The following is a 16,000-nucleotide window of genomic DNA, read 5'->3' on the forward strand; positions in this document are numbered from 1 at the left end:
CGGGTAGGATTGGCGGCGATATGGCGACCATTCACGATTGCTCCGATCCCACAGAGCTCCTCAGCGGCATGCGACTCGCGCGCAAGGCCATCTCTCGCGGCGCTCTCGTTGTCATGCCCACCGACACCGTCTACGGCGTCGCTGCCGATGCGTTCAACCCTGCAGCGGTGCAGCGGCTGTTGGATGCCAAAGGCCGGGGCCGGCAGTCGCCGCCACCCGTGCTTATTCCCAGTCTTGCAACGCTCGATGCTCTCGCTGAGGACGTCCCCGACGAGGTGCGAGCGCTCGTCGATGAGTTTTGGCCCGGAGCCCTCACCGTGATTCTTCCGGCTCGGGAGTCCTTGCAATGGGATCTCGGCGATACGGCAGGAACAGTCGCCCTGCGAATGCCTGCCGATCGTGTCGCTCTAGAGCTGCTGGCCGAGACGGGACCTCTGGCCGTGTCATCGGCCAATCTCACGGGACAGCCCGCCGCCGTGACGGTGAGCGAGGCGCGCGACATGCTCGGCGATTCTGTCGAGGTCTATCTCGACGGGGGAGTCGGAGGAACCGCGAGTTCCACGATCGTCGATGCAACGGCACTCGGTTCTGGGGGAGAGATTCGCATCGTTCGCCACGGAGCCATCTCCGACGAAGCGATCTATGCGGCTATCGCGGCGGTGTCGGATGATTCGACCCCGGCGGATGGCGCAACCGCATGAGAATTGTTTTCTATGTGCTCGTCGGCGGCGTCTCTGCCCTCGTCACCTTCGTGCTCTCGTTCATCATTCTTAAACTGAGCCATCGTTTCAAGCTGTATCCCGGCATCCGGGAGCGTGACGTGCACACCACGCCGACGCCTCGCCTTGGCGGCATTGCGATGTTCTTCGGCGTCATTGTCGCCTTTGCTGTCGCATCGCAGCTCGATCGTTTTCACCTGATTTTCGCCAACCCGAGACCGGTGCTAGCCCTTCTCGGGGCAGCTTTCGTAATCGTGGCGCTCGGTGTCGCCGACGACATCTGGGATCTCGACTGGATGACCAAGCTCACCGGCCAGATCCTGGCGGCAGGACTGCTGGTCTGGCAGGGCGTGCAACTTGTCACCGTGCCGATCGGCGGAATCACCATCATCCCTCCCGTCACGGGCCTCGTGATCACGGTGCTCGCCGTGGTGCTCGTGATGAACGCCGTCAACTTTATCGACGGACTCGATGGCCTCGTGGCCGGGGTCGCGCTCATCGCCAGCAGCGTGTTCTTTATCTACACGTACATCCTCTCCAACGGCGTGGGGGAGTCGGAGTACTTCAACCTCGCCTCGCTCATCACCGCGGTGCTTGCCGGCGCATGCATCGGTTTTCTGCCGCTCAACTGGCACCCGGCCAAGATGTTCATGGGCGATTCCGGCGCGCTCCTCGTGGGCCTACTGATGGCGGCGTCGGCCATCTCGGTCACCGGCCAGGTCGACCCGGGTGCGCTCGCCTCGGGGCGCCAACTGCTGCCGGCCTTTATCCCGATCCTGCTGCCCTTCGCGATTCTCATCGTGCCGCTGCTCGATTTCGCCCTTGCTGTCTTCCGACGCCTCCGCGCCGGCAAATCGCCGTTCTCCGCTGACCGGCAGCATCTTCACCACCGATTGCTCGACATGGGGCACTCGCATTTTCATGCCGTGTTGATCTTCTATTCGTGGACCGCCGTCGTTGCAATCGGCTGCCTGCTGTTCATGCTCGTTCCGGCATGGGTCGCGATCGCCTTTGTTTCGCTGGGCTTTGTCCTGAGCGCCTGGTTCACGCTGGCGCCTCTCACCCGTCGCAAGCGCATAGAAGCGCGCGTGCAGCTAGCTAAGCCGGGGTCTGACTCCGTGATCGACCCGCGCCTCGATCCTCTTGACGAGGCGTCCAACGTTAGGGAGCCCGGCGATCCAGCAACTGTGGATGCCGCCCTCCGTCCTAAGGAAGCACCATGAGTAGTTCTGTTCCCGTTCTGAAACGCGCCCTCGTCTCCGGCGTCGTCCTCGCTGCGGCGATCGCTGTCGTGGGCTCCGTGATCGGTTATCTCGTCGCAGGAACGCCCGGCGTCATCAGCGCCATCGCCGGTGCCGGAATCGCCATGGTATTCCTCGGCATCACGTCCCTCAGCATCATCATCGCCACGCGTTACGAGATGGTCGTCTTTTTCGCAATCGTCATGGGTGCATGGCTGCTCAAGTTCGTAATTTTCTTGGTGCTGATATTCGTACTCAGGGACCAGCCCTGGATCAACACCCAGGTTCTCTTCTTGAGCCTCGTTGTCGCAGTCCTGGGCACGCTCGTGGTCGATGTTGTCGTTATTGCAAAGTCCCGGATGCCCTATGTCAGCGATGTTTCGTTGCCAGGAGAGCAATCTGAGGGGCCAGAAGGTCGGTGAGTGTACTCTCATGCCTCCATCTATTGGTAGAGTGATTTCGAACAACCCCCCCCTTTCGTCACCGCGTTTCCTGACGCCCGGATTCTGGAGATAGAGCTGCTAGTAAACGCTCTGACAAGGTTCATCCCGTTCGCCACAGGCGGCTCCGGGGACGATGGTGGATTCCACGGTCCCTCGATCATGGAGTTCTTCCCCGACATCGTCCTCTTCGAGGGCACGCCGTTCGCCATGAACCGCATCATGATGATTCGCGTCCTCATGACGTTGCTCATCGTTCTGGTCTTTTGGCTTGGCACCCGCAACCTGAGGCTCGTCCCAGGTCGCGGCCAGGGCCTCATCGAATACGGACTCGACTTCGTTCGCGTCGGTATCGCTGAGGATCTCCTCGGCAAGAAGGACGGCAAGCGCTTCCTTCCTATTCTCACGACGTTCTTCTTCATGATCTTGGCGATGAACATCACGGGAATCGTGCCGGGTCTCAACATCGCAGGAACATCCGTGATCGGTGTTCCCCTCGTGCTCGCCCTTGTGGCCTACGTCACGTGGATCTACGCGGGTCTCAAGAAGCACCCCGGCAAGTTCCTGCGCAACTCGTTGTTCCCGCCCGGAGTTCCCCCGGTGCTCTACATCATCGTGACGCCGATCGAGCTCGTCTCGACCTTCATCGTTCGCCCTGTGACGCACACGCTGCGACTCATGATGAACATGGTCGTCGGCCACCTTCTGCTCGTGCTCTTCTTTGCGGCAACTCAGTTCTTCTTCTTCTCGACGCAGGGCCTGTTCCCGCTCTTCGGTGTAGGAACCCTCGCATTCGGGTTGGCCTTCTCGTTCTTCGAAATCCTGGTTGCGATCCTGCAGGCCTATGTCTTCACGATCCTGACCGCCGTCTATATCCAGCTCGCGCTGGCGGACGAGCACTAAGCACCACTGACTACGCACCAAGGGATCGGGCGACCGCCCGGTTCACCTCATGGAAGGAAAACACAACGTGGACGTAACAACCGTTGCTGAACTCAGCGGAAACATCGCGACCGTGGGCTATGGCCTCGCCGCGATCGGCCCGGCCATCGGCGTAGGTATCGTCGTCGGCAAGACCATCGAGTCGGTCGCACGCCAGCCTGAGCTGCAGGGCAAGCTCCAGGTACTCATGTACATCGGTATCGCCTTCACCGAGGCCCTCGCGTTCATCGGTATCGCGACGTACTTCATCTTCACCTCCTAAGGAATCTCAATGCTTGACGCACTGGTAATCGCCGCGGAGGAGGCAACGCCTAATCCGCTGATTCCGGCGACCTACGACATCGTCTGGTCTGCCGTATGCTTCGTCGTCATCCTGCTGGTCTTCTGGAAGGTTGTTCTTCCTAAGGTCACGACCATGCTCGACGAGCGCACTGCGGTCATCGAGGGTGGCATCGCGAAGGCCGAGGCAGCACAGGCAGAGGCCAGCGCGCAGCTCGAGAAGTACAACGAGATGCTCGCAGAAGCTCGCGCCGAAGCTGGCAAGATTCGTGAGCAGGCCCGTCTCGACGGCACCAAGATCCTCAGCGAGCTCAAGGAGCAGGCCACGGCCGAGGCCGCAAGGATCACATCCAACGCTTCCGCTCAGATCGAGGCAGAGCGCCAGGCCGCTCTCGTTTCGCTTCGTAGCGAAGTTGGCTCGCTTGCACTCGACCTCGCGTCGGGTGTCATCGGCCAGAGCCTGAGTGACGACAAGAAGGCATCGGCACTCGTCGACAGCTTCCTTGCCGACCTCGAGGCTTCCGAAGCACAGAGCGCAGGAAAGTAAATGGGTTCAGCGACACGTGAAGCTACCGCGACATCGCGCGCGGCGCTTGCTGGCGTAACGAAGGTCACACTCGGCCTCGCGGAGGATCTCTTCTCCGCGGGTCGTGTGATCGGAAGCTCGCTTCAGCTGCGCACGCTCGTGGCCGATGCTTCTGGCTCACCCGATGAGAAGGTCGCTGCCCTCAAGGCAGTCTTTCGTTCATCGTTGAGTGCAGACGCTATGGCTCTGCTCGGCACCGTTGTTTCTGCACGGTGGTCGTCGGTCGACGACCTTCTCGCGGGAATCGAAGATCTCGGCCTTCGTGCGGTCGCCTCCGCGGCGCCCTCAACGGTCGACATCGAGGGGGAGTTGTTCTCCTTCGCCGACGTTGTCGCTGCTAACCCCGAGCTTGAACTAGCGATCGGCAGCAAGCTCGGCAAGCCAGAGGCCAAGGCTGAGCTCGTCGACTCGCTTCTCACCGGGAGGGTTTCTGCGGAGACGCTTGCAGTCGTTCGCCACCTGGTGCAGCAGCCTCGCGGCCGCCGCATCGGTCAGCTGATCACCGAGTCCACCTCGACTATCGCAGACCAGAAGGGCTCGGCTATCGCCACCGTTACGACGGCGGCGCCGCTCGGCGCCCGACAGCGCACCAAGCTGCAGAAGGCCCTCACGGTCCGCTACGGCCGCGCTGTCACGCTGAACCTCGTGGTCGACCCTGCCCTTGTCGGTGGAGTTCGCGTTGCCATCGGCAACGACATCATCGACGGCAGTGTTGCATCGCGCATCGCCGACCTCAGACTGCAACTCGCCGGCTGACCCGGCATTCAAGCCAACGGCACCGCAAGGTGCCGAGAAGACAAGGAAACGTAAATGGCAGACGTAACGATCAGCCCGGATGAAATCCGCGACGCCCTCAAGGATTTCGTCAAGTCCTACGACCCAACGCAGGCATCGACCACCGAGGTCGGCCACGTCGTGGATGCCGCTGACGGCATCGCTCACGTCGAAGGGCTCCCCGGAGTCATGGCCAACGAGCTCATCAAGTTCGCGGACGGCACCCTGGGCCTCGCGCTCAACCTCGACGAGAGCGAAATCGGTGTTGTTGTGCTCGGTGAGTTCAGCGGCATCGAGGCTGGCCAGGAGGTGACCCGCACCGGTGAGGTCCTTTCTGTTCCCGTCGGTGATGGCTACCTCGGCCGCGTTGTCGACCCGCTGGGTAACCCCATCGATGGTCTCGGCGAGATCGCCTCTGAGGCCCGCCGCGCACTCGAGCTTCAGGCTCCTGGCGTTATGGCCCGCAAGTCGGTCCACGAGCCCATGCAGACTGGAATCAAGGCGATCGACGCCATGATCCCGATCGGCCGCGGCCAGCGTCAGCTCATCATCGGCGACCGCCAGACCGGTAAGACGGCCATCGCGATCGACACGATCATCAACCAGAAGGCCAACTGGGAGTCCGGCGACGTCAACAAGCAGGTTCGCTGCATCTACGTTGCCATCGGCCAGAAGGGCTCAACGATCGCCGCCGTCAAGGGCGCGCTCGAAGAGGCTGGCGCGCTTGAGTACACGACAATCGTTGCGTCTCCCGCGTCTGACCCCGCTGGCTTCAAGTACCTTGCTCCCTACACCGGTTCGGCCATCGGCCAGCACTGGATGTACGGCGGCAAGCACGTGCTCATCATCTTCGATGACCTGTCGAAGCAGGCCGAGGCCTACCGTGCTGTTTCGCTTCTTCTGCGTCGCCCGCCGGGACGCGAGGCTTACCCCGGTGACGTGTTCTACCTACACTCCCGTCTGCTGGAGCGTTGTGCCAAGCTCTCCGACGAGCTGGGCGCAGGCTCGATGACCGGTCTTCCGATCATCGAGACCAAGGCAAACGACGTTTCTGCCTACATCCCGACCAACGTGATCTCCATCACCGACGGCCAGATCTTCCTCCAGTCCGACCTCTTCAACGCCAACCAGCGTCCTGCGGTCGACGTGGGAATCTCGGTTTCGCGAGTCGGTGGCGACGCTCAGGTCAAGTCCATCAAGAAGGTATCGGGAACGCTCAAGCTTGAGCTTGCCCAGTACCGCTCGCTCCAGGCATTCGCGCTGTTTGCGTCTGACCTGGATGCTGCGAGCCGTCGTCAGCTGGCCCGCGGTGAGCGCCTCACCGAGCTGCTGCGTCAGCCGCAGTACTCGCCGTACCCCGTCGAGGACCAGGTCGTATCGATTTGGGCCGGCACCAACGGCAAGCTCGACGAGGTCCCTGTAGAGGACATCCTCCGCTTCGAGCGCGAGCTGCTCGACTACCTCGGTCGCAACACCAAGGTTCTCGACACGCTTCGCGACACCAACGTTCTGGACGACAACACCGCTGCGGATCTCGCTGCGGCAGTCGACAAGTTCAAGCTCGAGTTCCAGACGGGTGAGGGCAAGCCGCTCATCTCCGCTGGCCGCGAAGAGTTCACTGAGCTTGAGGCTGAGGACGTCAACCAGGAAAAGATCGTCAAGCAGAAGCGCTAACGGCGACCTTCACCGAACTAGGACAGAGAGAGATACATGGGAGCGCAACTTCGGGTCTACCGGCAGAAGATTAAATCTGCTCAGACGACCAAGAAGATCACTCGAGCCATGGAGCTGATCGCCGCCTCGCGTATTGCCAAGGCGCAGGCGCGGATGGCCGCATCGGCTCCGTATTCGCGAGCAATTACGCGTGCGGTATCGGCGGTCGCCACGTTCTCGAATGTCGACCACATCCTCACCACCGAGCCTGAGAAGGTCGAGCGCGCAGCGGTCGTCATCTTCTCCTCGGACCGCGGACTCGCGGGTGCGTTCAACTCGAACGTGCTCCGCGAGGCCGAGGAACTGGCTTCGCTTCTGCGCAGCCAGGGCAAGGACGTTGTCTACTACCTCGTCGGGCGCAAGTCCGTTGGGTACTTCGCGTTCCGCAAGCGGGCCTTTGCGCGCAGCTGGGTTGGCGAAACCGACAACCCCGTGTTCGACACTGCCCGCGAGATCGGTGACGCACTGGTCGAGGCCTTTGTCGCCCCGGCATCTGAGGGTGGCGTGGACGAGATCCACATCGTCTTCAACCGCTTCGTCAGCATGCTCACCCAGACTCCAGAGGTTGTGCGTCTGCTTCCCCTCGAAGTTGTCGAGGGTGTCGAGGAGCCGACCGAGGGCGAAGTATTCCCGCTCTACGAGTTCGAGCCTGAGGTCGGCGATGTGCTCGACGGCCTCCTGCCCGTCTACATCGAGAGCCGGATCTTCAACGCGATGCTGCAGTCGGCCACGGCCAAGCACGCTGCAACTCAGAAGGCGATGAAGTCGGCAAGCGACAACGCCGACAACCTCATCAAGGACTACACGCGACTGGCCAACAACGCCCGCCAGTCTGAAATTACCCAGCAGATTTCCGAGATCGTGGGCGGCGCCGACGCCCTATCGGGTTCGAAGTAAGAGAGAACAGGGAAGCAATGACTACTACAGCCCCCGCTTCAAAGAAGCCAGCAGCCAAGAAGCCGGCCGCGTCCAAGAAGGCTTCTGCCGCGCTTGTTCCGGTCGCCTCGGCTGGTGTCGGACGCGTAGCCCGCGTTACCGGCCCGGTCGTCGACATCGAGTTCCCTCACGACTCGATTCCCGGCATCTACAACGCCCTCAAGACCACGGTCACGATGGCCGGCGAGGCACACGAGATCACGCTTGAGGTTGCTCAGCACCTCGGCGACGACCTCATCCGCGCCATCGCGCTGAACCCGACCGACGGACTCGTTCGTGGCCAGGAGGTGCGCGACACCGGTGCCGCTATCTCGGTTCCCGTCGGTGACGTCACCAAGGGCAAGGTCTTCAACGTCATCGGTGAGGTGCTGAACGCAGCTCCCGGCGAGACGATCGAGATCACCGAGCGTTGGCCGATTCACCGCAAGCCCCCGGCCTTCGACCAGCTTGAGTCGAAGACCGAGCTCTTCGAGACCGGCATCAAGTCGATCGACCTCCTCACGCCTTACGTGCAGGGTGGAAAGATCGGCCTCTTCGGTGGTGCCGGTGTTGGTAAGACCGTTCTGATCCAGGAGATGATCCAGCGCGTTGCGCAGGACCACGGTGGAGTTTCGGTATTCGCCGGTGTTGGTGAGCGTACCCGTGAGGGCAACGACCTCATCCACGAGATGGAAGAAGCGGGCGTCTTTGACAAGACAGCCCTTGTCTTCGGCCAGATGGACGAGCCGCCGGGAACGCGTCTTCGCGTCGCTCTGTCGGCGCTGACGATGGCGGAGTACTTCCGTGACGTGCAGAAGCAGGACGTTCTGCTCTTCATCGACAACATCTTCCGCTTTACCCAGGCCGGTTCCGAGGTGTCGACGCTTCTGGGTCGTATGCCGTCCGCCGTGGGTTACCAGCCCAACCTGGCCGACGAGATGGGTATCCTCCAGGAGCGCATCACCTCGACCCGTGGGCACTCGATCACGTCGCTTCAGGCCATCTACGTGCCTGCCGATGACTACACCGACCCGGCTCCGGCGACCACGTTCGCCCACCTCGACGCCACGACTGAGCTCAGCCGTGAGATCGCGTCGAAGGGTCTGTACCCGGCCATCGACCCGCTGACCTCCACCAGCCGCATCATGGACCCCCGCTACCTAGGCGAGGACCACTACCGCGTTGCTACGACGGTCAAGCAGATCCTCCAGAAGAACAAGGAACTGCAGGAGATCATCGCGATCCTCGGCGTTGACGAGCTCTCTGAAGAAGACAAGATCACCGTTGCTCGCGCACGCCGCATCCAGCAGTTCCTGTCGCAGAACACCTACATGGCGAAGAAGTTCACCGGTGTTGAGGGTTCGACGGTTCCGCTCAAGGAGACCATCGAGTCGTTCGACGCCATTGCCAAGGGCGAGTTCGACCACGTGGCCGAGCAGGCATTCTTCAACGTCGGTGGCATCTCCGACGTCGAAGAGCAGTGGGCCAAGATTCAGAAGGAGAACGGCTAATCATGGCCGTGCTCAACATCAGCCTTGTCTCGGCCGACCAGGAAGTCTGGTCGGGCGAGGGCACGATGGTGGTTGCTCGCACCACCGAGGGTGAGATCGGTCTTCTGCCCGGTCACGCGCCAATGCTCGCGATCCTCGGATCGGGAGAGGTGCGCATCACCCTTGGCGACGGCAGCTCAGTGACGGCCGATGCTTCTGAGGGGTTTCTCTCGGTGGAGCACAACACCGTCACGATCGTCGCGCGGCACGCTGCGCTGACGAACGCCTAATTTAGCTATTCGAAACGCCCCGGCGTCGATGCTGCTGATCCTGCCTCCCTCCGAGTCCAAACGGGCCGGGGGAGTAGAGGGAACGCGGCTCGACCCGGGGCTTTTGAGTTTCTCCGCCCTGACGCCCATTCGCGAGCGGGTTCTCGCTGCGCTGGGCGAGTTTGGCGGCGACCTCGACGCAATGGGTGCGGCTCTCAAGGTGGGCGCCCGCCAGCGTGACGAACTCGAACGCAACACCGTGGTCGCGTCATCCCCCCTGATGCCATCGCTCGACCGGTTCACGGGAGTGCTGTTCGATGGCCTAGGAGCCGAGACGCTGACCGCCGCCGAGCGTGAGTTTGCGGGCGCAACGGTAGCGGTGCACTCGGCGCTGTTCGGCCTGGTCGGCGCGCTCGATCCGATCCCGGCCTATCGGCTCTCCCACGACTCCAAGCTCCCGGGGCTATCGCTCAAGAAGATCTGGGCGGCACCTATTTCGGCCGTTCTCGCCGAACGGAGCGGGCTCATCCTCGACCTGCGTTCGGAGGCGTATTCCGCGCTCGGGCCTGCCCCGTCGCGACCAGATTCGTTGTATTTGCGGGTAGTGGCCGACGACGGAACCGGCCGAATCCGTGCGCTCAATCACTTCAACAAAAAGGGCAAGGGCGAGTTCACCCGTGCCGTCATCGAGTCCGGCATTGAGCATCCGAATGCCGCATCGCTGCTTGAGTGGGCGGCGGACAGCGGCTACGCACTGGTACCGGGCAAACCGGGCGAGCTTGAGCTCGTGGTGCGCAACGCGGTAGGCGCGCAGCTCGTCTAAGCCCGATCGGTAGCATTAGCCTATGGCCGAGGCACGGGGCGAATCGATGATCGCGCGCGTCAATCGCGTGCTTCATGCCTTTGACGAGGACCATGACTCCCTCACAATCTCGGAGTTGGCCCATCGTGCCGGGCTCCCGGTTGCGACCGCGCATCGCATCGCATCCGAGATGGTGGCCGAGCGGATGCTCGATCGCGACGGACAGCGATACTCGATCGGCACGGGCCTCTGGGAACGCGGCGAGCTAGCGGCGGTGAGTCTTCGCTTTAGAGAGATCGCGCTGCCGTATTTGCTGAGCCTCTATGAGGCGTCCGGAGAGAACGTGCATCTCGCGATTCTCGATGAGGGCGAAGCGCTCTATGCCATGCGCCTCGTGGGGCAGCGATCCGTGCCCACCATCAGCCGCATGGGTGGGCGGCTTCCCCTGCATACGACGGGGGTAGGAAAGTCGCTTCTCGCGTTTCAGGACGACGACTTTCTCGACGCATTTTTCGCTCGCCCGCTGAGAAGGGCGACTGTGCATTCTCGCGTTGACGAGCAGGCGCTGAGGGCGGAACTCGCAGAGATTCGGCGCTCCGGTTTCAGCATGGCCCACCAGGAGATGACCCTCGGCAATGCCTCTGTTGCGGTGCCGATCTTCGTCTCTGATGGCCCGCCATACGCCGCCGTTGGCCTGGTGTCACATCTGAATCGCGCGGATATGAGACGGATGGTTCCGCTTCTCAAGGAGGCGGCATCCGGAATTTCTGATGCCTTGGGCGTCAGCCTGGACGGGGGTCGCCGCCGCTGGCGTGACCTGTTCCATACCGCCGTGCGCTGGCGGTGAAGCATGAGCAATGTTTCTTTCCACTGAGTGAGAAGAAGTGATTGGTTTCTGACGGGCGGCCTGCCACGCTGATCGCGTGACAGAGACCACCTCTACCCCAGATGACAACGCCCAGGGGCCGATCCGCGCGACGGACCCTCTGGCGACCACCGCAACCCAGGCCGAAATCAACGACGAGATGCAGGCCATCGAACAGGAGTACCGCGACGGCGTCGCCGCAGGCGCTCCCGTCGAGACGGCCGCGCGGCTCGACTACGCGCCCTACCGCAGCAGCATCCTGCGCAGCCCCACCAAGAGCGCAACGCTGGCCGACCCCGAGACGATCGAGCTCCACTCGCCCGCCTTTGGCCACCGTGACGTGACCTGGGTCGAATCCGACCTCACCATCCAGCACAACGGCGAGCCCCTCGGCGAGCGGATGGTCGTGACCGGTCGTCTGCTTGACGGCGACGGACGCCCTGTCCCCGGGCAGCTCATTGAGGTGTGGCAGGCGAACTCCGCTGGCCGGTACGTGCACAAGCGTGACCAGCACCCGGCGCCCCTTGACCCCAACTTCACGGGAACGGGCCGCGCCATCACCGACGAGAACGGTTTCTACCGTTTTCAGACGATCAAGCCAGGGCCCTACCCGTGGCGCAACCACACGAATGCGTGGCGTCCCGCCCACATTCACTTCTCGGTCTTCGGCACCGCGTTCACGCAGCGCATCGTGACCCAGATGTACTTTCCCAATGACCCGCTGTTCGCGCTCGATCCGATCTATCAGTCGATCGTTGACCAGGACGCCCGCGATCGCCTGATCGCAAAGTATGACCACTCGGTGACCTCGCCGGAGTGGGCGCTCGGATACCAGTGGGATATCGTTCTCAACGGCTCAAAGCGCACCTGGACTGAGCCCGAGGAGGGTGACCACTGATGACCAAGCTTGCTCCTACACCTGGCCAGACGGTGGGACCGTTCTTCGGTTACGCCCTTCCCTTTGAGGGCGGCGAGCGCCTCGTGGACCGCACCCACCCCGGTGCCGTCCGGTTCTACGGTCACCTGTTCGATGGCCAGGGCAACCCCATTCCCGATGCCCTGATCGAACTGTGGCAGGCCGACGAGAACGGCGGTGTTCCTACCGCCGAAGGCTCGCTTCGCCGCGACGGCTACAGCTTCACCGGATTCGGCCGCACGTCGGTCGACGACAACGGACTGTTCTCGTTCACGACCGTTGAGCCAGGGGCAACCGCGGAGGGCGCGCTGCCGTTCTTCATGGTCACCGTTTTTGCGCGCGGCCTTCTCGACCGGGTTTTCACCCGGGCTTACCTGCCGGAGGCTTCTGGCAGCATTGCCGACGACGCGTTCCTCGCCTCGCTCGGTGACCGCGCCGGTACCCTGATGACAACCCGCGACGAGCAGGGCAACATCCGTTTCGACATCCACATGCAGGGTGACAACGAGACGGTGTTCATTGAGCATCGGCAGAAGGACTAAAACACGTGACTAACGGATCGGATGTCGCCGACGTCGGCTTGCTCTCCCCGCAGTGGGCTGGCACACCTGTCGCGGCGGCGACATCCGATGCCGCGATCGTCGCGGCAATGCTCGACGTCGAGGTGGCCCTCGCCTATGCCTGGCAGGAACTCGGCTTTGCGCCGGACGGCACGGGAGCGCTCATTGCCCGCGTCGTTGACTCCCTCGATATCGATGTCGCGTCGCTGGCCGCTCGATCGCGGTCGGGGGGAAACCCCATCATCCCGCTGGTGAAAGATCTACGGGCGGCCGTTGCTGCCGAGGATGCTGCGGCAGCCGTGTGGGTGCACCGCGGTGCGACAAGCCAGGACATTCACGACTCCGCCCTCATGCTCGTGGCGCAGCGCGCGCTCGTGGCGGCACGCAGCGATCTCGCCTCTGTCGTCGACTCTCTCTCCTCTCTTGCGGACTCGCACCGCGCAACCCTGATGGTGTCCCGCACCCTGACGCAGCATGGGGTGCCCAGCACGTTCGGGCTCAAGGCCGCCGGCTGGCTTGCCGGCGTTGCGCACGCCTCCGTCGCGCTCGACCGTGCCGTCGCCGAGTTGCCGCTGCAGTGGGGCGGCGCAGGCGGCACGCTCGCGTCGTACTCGGTTATCGGCGAAACCGGCACGGGGCTTGCGGTGTCGGATGCCGTCGCCGACCGCCTAGGTCTCGCGCGGTCGATCCCGTGGCAAACGCAGCGATCTGCCGTGGTGCAACTGGCATCGGCACTCGCCCAGGTCGGCGGTGCGCTCGGCAAGATCGCCGTCGATGTTCTCGTGATGGTCCGCCCCGAGTTCGGCGAGCTTGGCGAGCCCTCTGCTGCCGGCCGCGGTGGCTCGTCGGCCATGCCCCAGAAGCAGAACCCCGTGCTGAGCGTTCTCATCCACTCGGCGGCGCGTCAGGCGCCGGGCCTCGCCGCGGAGGTTCAGCGCAGCGCTCTGGCCGTCGACGAAAGGCCGGATGGGGCGTGGCACGCGGAGTGGCAGGCGATTCGCGAGTTGCTGAGACTGGTCGGCGGTGCCGCAGGGCTCGCGGCCGAGCTCACCTCCGGCCTGAGCGTGTTCCCGACCGCCATGCTCCGCAATCTGGGCATGAGCGGATCGCTCGTTGTGAGCGAGCGACTCATGCTCGAGTACGGCCCCCTCGTGGGACGAGACAGGCTGCAGGAGCTGGTCACCGCTCAGGCGGTGGATCCCACTGTCGACCTCGGCGCGCTGCTGCGGGCGGAACCTTCACTAGCCAACGTCTCCGACCAGAGCCTCGCCGACTCCCTCGACCCCGCCCAGTACGTAGGCGACAACGACCTCATAATCGATCGAGCCATCGAATCGGCACGATCAGCACTACGCAAGGAGCAGTAATGACCATTCCCCGACTGACAGGCGTTCGTGTCGAGGGGAGTAGCGGTCCCGCGCTTGTTCTGGGCCAATCGCTCGGAACCTCGACGATTCTGTGGAGCCGCGCGGTGCCGCTGCTCAAGGAGCACTTCACGATCCTGAGCGTTGATCTGCCAGGCCACGGCGATTCCCCGGCGACCACGGAGCCGTTCACGGTCGCGGAGCTTGCGGATGCCGTTGTCGCCACGGCAGCGGATGCCGGCTTCGAGCACTTCTTTTATGCCGGAGTCTCGTTGGGCGGCCAGGTTGCGCTTGAGCTTGCGCTGCGTCATCCGGATGCTGTGGATGGTGCTTCGATCATCTGCTCGTCGGCCAAGGTCGGTTCAGAAGAGGCCTGGCGCGATCGCGCTGCGATGGTGAGGGTGCAGGGAACTCCGGCACTCGTCGCCGGTTCCGCGGAGCGCTGGTTTGCGCCCGGCTTTATCGATGCGCAGCCTGATGCCGCAGGCGCGCTGCTCCGTGCGCTCGCCTTTGCCGACGACGAGAGCTATGCGCTGTGCTGTGAGGCTCTTGCGGTGAGCGACATCCGCGCGAAGCTAGCCGAGATCTCTGTTCCGATTCTTGCTCTGTGGGGCGAGCTGGATCCGGTAATCGCGACGGACGAGGCGCGCTCGGTTGCCGAGAATGTGCAGCATGGCCGTGGTGTGCAGATCGCGGGTGTGGCTCATCTGGCCCCGATTGAGAGCCCTCAGGTTGTTGCGACCGAGCTCATCGACTTCTTCTCTGGCAAACATCACACCGACGCGACGAAAGGCGAGTGACATGGCACGCGAAGGGCGCACCAATCAGGACAGCTACGACGAGGGAATGGCGGTGCGCCGGCAGGTGCTTGGCGCGACCCACGTCGACAGGGCGACCAATGGAATCGTGCCGGCAACCGCCGACTATCAGGATCTGATCACGCGCTATGCGTGGGGAGAGATCTGGACCCGCCCGGGCCTCGACCGCAAGATGCGCAGTGTCGCAACGATGACCGCGCTCATCGCTCACGGTCACTATGACGAGTTGGCGATGCACCTGCGGGCGGCGCAGCGCAATGGCCTTACGCGAGACGAGATCGTTGAGGTTGTTCTGCAGTCGGCGATCTACTGCGGTGTGCCAGCGGCTAACTCCGCGTTCGCCGTGGTCAAGGTTGTCTTCGAAGAAGAGCCGCCCACCGACTAGCGTGCCCACGCCGAGCCCGCCCCCTGCGTCAGCGCGAGGGGCGGGTTTTGTGCTGCCGGGGCGCTTCTCGGTTGACCCGGGTCATGGATGTGAGTACCTTCGAAGAAGGATGTTTGCAAAGCGAACGCTTGTTCGCCATGCGAACGCACGTCCTATCTCAGCCCTGGCGACCCAGGCCGTCGGCACCGCACCACGAAGGAGCACTACGCACAGATGATCTCGAAAATTGTCGCCAGCACGGCTGAGGCCGTTGCGGGCATCCAGGACGGCTCGTCCGTCATGATCGGAGGCTTCGGCGTCGCCGGGCAGCCGGTCGAACTTATCGATGCGCTCCTTGAGTCGTCGTCGGCCACCGACCTCACCATCATCAGCAACAACGCTGGTAACGGCGACACGGGCATCGCTGCCCTGCTCGCCTCCGGTCGTGTTCGCAAGGTCATCTGCTCGTTCCCGCGCCAGTCCGATTCGCACGTGTTCGACGAGCTCTACCGCGCAGGCAAGCTCGAGCTTGAGCTTGTTCCCCAGGGTAATCTCGCCGAGCGCATCCGTGCCGCTGGTGCCGGCATCGGAGGGTTCTTCACGCCGACCGGCTTTGGAACAACCCTGGCCGAAGGCAAAGAAACGCGCGTCATCGACGGCCGCAACTATGTGCTTGAGGCGCCCATCCACGCCGATGTCGCCCTCATCAAGGCGGTCGCCGGCGACCGGTGGGGCAACCTCATCTACCGCAAGACGGCGCGCAACTTTGGGCCCATCATGGCCACGGCCGCCAAGCTCAGCATTGTGCAGGTCGACCGCATCGTCGAGCTCGGCCAGCTCGACCCCGAGGCCGTGGTCACCCCCGGCATCTTCGTCAAGCGACTCGTGCAGATCGAGTCGAATGCCGCCGTTTCAGAAGGAGCAGCCCAGTGAGCGGATTGAA

Annotated in this window: 19 protein-coding genes; all 19 read left to right on the top strand. The window is 63.2% G+C overall.

Going from position 1 to position 16,000, the window contains the following annotated elements:
• Positions 1-20 precede the first annotated feature (20 nt).
• The 19 genes from C2138_RS04000 (at position 21) to C2138_RS04090 (ending at position 15,990) form a co-directional block, all read left to right on the top strand.
• Positions 21-701: an L-threonylcarbamoyladenylate synthase gene (locus C2138_RS04000; RefSeq protein WP_108515721.1), complete on the top strand. Its 681-nt coding sequence runs from the start codon at positions 21-23 to the stop codon at positions 699-701.
• 2 nt (positions 702-703) lie between these two features.
• On the top strand, positions 704-1,942 hold the full coding sequence (locus C2138_RS04005) for an MraY family glycosyltransferase (RefSeq protein ID WP_408640569.1): 1,239 nt from the start codon (positions 704-706) through the stop codon (positions 1,940-1,942).
• A complete protein-coding gene (locus C2138_RS04010) occupies positions 1,939-2,382 on the top strand; it encodes a Cg1360 family ATP-synthase-associated protein (protein WP_108515725.1) in 444 nt (147 codons plus the stop codon). The genes C2138_RS04005 and C2138_RS04010 overlap by 4 nt, the downstream gene beginning before the upstream one ends.
• A gap of 180 nt (positions 2,383-2,562) precedes the next feature.
• Positions 2,563-3,303, top strand: coding sequence for a F0F1 ATP synthase subunit A (gene atpB, locus C2138_RS04015; RefSeq protein ID WP_108515727.1), 741 nt, complete (start codon positions 2,563-2,565; stop codon positions 3,301-3,303).
• Positions 3,304-3,352: 49 nt separating this feature from the next.
• Complete coding sequence (gene atpE / locus C2138_RS04020; RefSeq protein ID WP_408640567.1) at positions 3,353-3,604, top strand: ATP synthase F0 subunit C; 252 nt, start codon at positions 3,353-3,355, stop codon at positions 3,602-3,604.
• A gap of 9 nt (positions 3,605-3,613) precedes the next feature.
• The gene (locus C2138_RS04025; RefSeq protein WP_108515731.1) at positions 3,614-4,168 is read left to right on the top strand and encodes a F0F1 ATP synthase subunit B; all 555 of its coding nucleotides are present in this window, start codon (positions 3,614-3,616) and stop codon (positions 4,166-4,168) included.
• Positions 4,169-4,963 carry a F0F1 ATP synthase subunit delta gene (locus C2138_RS04030; protein WP_108515733.1) on the top strand — a complete coding sequence of 265 codons (795 nt, stop codon included), beginning with the start codon at positions 4,169-4,171 and terminating at the stop codon, positions 4,961-4,963.
• A gap of 54 nt (positions 4,964-5,017) precedes the next feature.
• The gene (gene atpA / locus C2138_RS04035) at positions 5,018-6,655 is read left to right on the top strand and encodes a F0F1 ATP synthase subunit alpha (RefSeq protein WP_108515735.1); all 1,638 of its coding nucleotides are present in this window, start codon (positions 5,018-5,020) and stop codon (positions 6,653-6,655) included.
• 36 nt (positions 6,656-6,691) lie between these two features.
• The gene (locus tag C2138_RS04040; protein WP_108515736.1) at positions 6,692-7,591 is read left to right on the top strand and encodes a F0F1 ATP synthase subunit gamma; all 900 of its coding nucleotides are present in this window, start codon (positions 6,692-6,694) and stop codon (positions 7,589-7,591) included.
• A 17-nt stretch (positions 7,592-7,608) separates the two neighbouring features.
• Positions 7,609-9,120, top strand: a complete 1,512-nt coding sequence (atpD, locus tag C2138_RS04045; protein WP_108515738.1) for a F0F1 ATP synthase subunit beta — start codon at positions 7,609-7,611, stop codon at positions 9,118-9,120.
• A 2-nt stretch (positions 9,121-9,122) separates the two neighbouring features.
• The gene (locus C2138_RS04050; RefSeq protein WP_108515740.1) at positions 9,123-9,389 is read left to right on the top strand and encodes a F0F1 ATP synthase subunit epsilon; all 267 of its coding nucleotides are present in this window, start codon (positions 9,123-9,125) and stop codon (positions 9,387-9,389) included.
• A 28-nt stretch (positions 9,390-9,417) separates the two neighbouring features.
• Entirely contained in the window at positions 9,418-10,191 is a 774-nt protein-coding gene (locus C2138_RS04055; protein WP_108515742.1) for a YaaA family protein, read from the top strand.
• A gap of 22 nt (positions 10,192-10,213) precedes the next feature.
• Positions 10,214-11,017, top strand: a complete 804-nt coding sequence (locus C2138_RS04060; protein ID WP_108515744.1) for an IclR family transcriptional regulator — start codon at positions 10,214-10,216, stop codon at positions 11,015-11,017.
• 166 nt (positions 11,018-11,183) lie between these two features.
• Positions 11,184-11,933 (top strand): protocatechuate 3,4-dioxygenase subunit beta, encoded by a 750-nt coding sequence (gene pcaH, locus C2138_RS04065; protein WP_422395410.1) that lies wholly within the window; start codon positions 11,184-11,186, stop codon positions 11,931-11,933.
• Positions 11,933-12,493, top strand: a complete 561-nt coding sequence (pcaG, locus tag C2138_RS04070; RefSeq protein WP_108515745.1) for a protocatechuate 3,4-dioxygenase subunit alpha — start codon at positions 11,933-11,935, stop codon at positions 12,491-12,493. Before pcaH ends, pcaG begins: the two co-directional genes overlap by 1 nt.
• A 5-nt stretch (positions 12,494-12,498) precedes the next feature.
• Positions 12,499-13,878 carry a lyase family protein gene (locus C2138_RS04075; protein ID WP_108515747.1) on the top strand — a complete coding sequence of 460 codons (1,380 nt, stop codon included), beginning with the start codon at positions 12,499-12,501 and terminating at the stop codon, positions 13,876-13,878.
• Positions 13,878-14,675: an alpha/beta fold hydrolase gene (locus C2138_RS04080; RefSeq protein ID WP_108515749.1), complete on the top strand. Its 798-nt coding sequence runs from the start codon at positions 13,878-13,880 to the stop codon at positions 14,673-14,675. The genes C2138_RS04075 and C2138_RS04080 overlap by 1 nt, the downstream gene beginning before the upstream one ends.
• A gap of 1 nt (position 14,676) precedes the next feature.
• On the top strand, positions 14,677-15,078 hold the full coding sequence (gene pcaC, locus C2138_RS04085) for a 4-carboxymuconolactone decarboxylase (RefSeq protein WP_108515751.1): 402 nt from the start codon (positions 14,677-14,679) through the stop codon (positions 15,076-15,078).
• A 213-nt stretch (positions 15,079-15,291) separates the two neighbouring features.
• Positions 15,292-15,990 carry a 3-oxoacid CoA-transferase subunit A gene (locus tag C2138_RS04090; protein WP_108515753.1) on the top strand — a complete coding sequence of 233 codons (699 nt, stop codon included), beginning with the start codon at positions 15,292-15,294 and terminating at the stop codon, positions 15,988-15,990.
• Positions 15,991-16,000 lie beyond the last annotated feature (10 nt).

The organism is Salinibacterium hongtaonis, assembly GCF_003065485.1.
GTDB lineage: Bacteria > Actinomycetota > Actinomycetes > Actinomycetales > Microbacteriaceae > Homoserinimonas > Homoserinimonas hongtaonis.

Bases quoted from the DNA above. Each gene is read 5' to 3' on its own strand.
- C2138_RS04090 (WP_108515753.1), top strand. From the start codon at position 15,292: ATGATCTCGAAAATTGTCGCCAGCACGGCTGAGGCCGTTGCGGGCATC.
- C2138_RS04080 (WP_108515749.1), top strand. From the start codon at position 13,878: ATGACCATTCCCCGACTGACAGGCGTTCGTGTCGAGGGGAGTAGCGGT.
- atpD (WP_108515738.1), top strand. From the start codon at position 7,609: ATGACTACTACAGCCCCCGCTTCAAAGAAGCCAGCAGCCAAGAAGCCG.
- C2138_RS04040 (WP_108515736.1), top strand. From the start codon at position 6,692: ATGGGAGCGCAACTTCGGGTCTACCGGCAGAAGATTAAATCTGCTCAG.
- pcaC (WP_108515751.1), top strand. From the start codon at position 14,677: ATGGCACGCGAAGGGCGCACCAATCAGGACAGCTACGACGAGGGAATG.
- C2138_RS04060 (WP_108515744.1), top strand. From the start codon at position 10,214: ATGGCCGAGGCACGGGGCGAATCGATGATCGCGCGCGTCAATCGCGTG.
- C2138_RS04010 (WP_108515725.1), top strand. From the start codon at position 1,939: ATGAGTAGTTCTGTTCCCGTTCTGAAACGCGCCCTCGTCTCCGGCGTC.
- C2138_RS04030 (WP_108515733.1), top strand. From the start codon at position 4,169: ATGGGTTCAGCGACACGTGAAGCTACCGCGACATCGCGCGCGGCGCTT.
- pcaG (WP_108515745.1), top strand. From the start codon at position 11,933: ATGACCAAGCTTGCTCCTACACCTGGCCAGACGGTGGGACCGTTCTTC.
- atpB (WP_108515727.1), top strand. From the start codon at position 2,563: ATGGAGTTCTTCCCCGACATCGTCCTCTTCGAGGGCACGCCGTTCGCC.
- C2138_RS04000 (WP_108515721.1), top strand. From the start codon at position 21: ATGGCGACCATTCACGATTGCTCCGATCCCACAGAGCTCCTCAGCGGC.
- C2138_RS04025 (WP_108515731.1), top strand. From the start codon at position 3,614: ATGCTTGACGCACTGGTAATCGCCGCGGAGGAGGCAACGCCTAATCCG.
- atpE (WP_408640567.1), top strand. From the start codon at position 3,353: ATGGAAGGAAAACACAACGTGGACGTAACAACCGTTGCTGAACTCAGC.
- C2138_RS04050 (WP_108515740.1), top strand. From the start codon at position 9,123: ATGGCCGTGCTCAACATCAGCCTTGTCTCGGCCGACCAGGAAGTCTGG.
- C2138_RS04055 (WP_108515742.1), top strand. From the start codon at position 9,418: ATGCTGCTGATCCTGCCTCCCTCCGAGTCCAAACGGGCCGGGGGAGTA.
- atpA (WP_108515735.1), top strand. From the start codon at position 5,018: ATGGCAGACGTAACGATCAGCCCGGATGAAATCCGCGACGCCCTCAAG.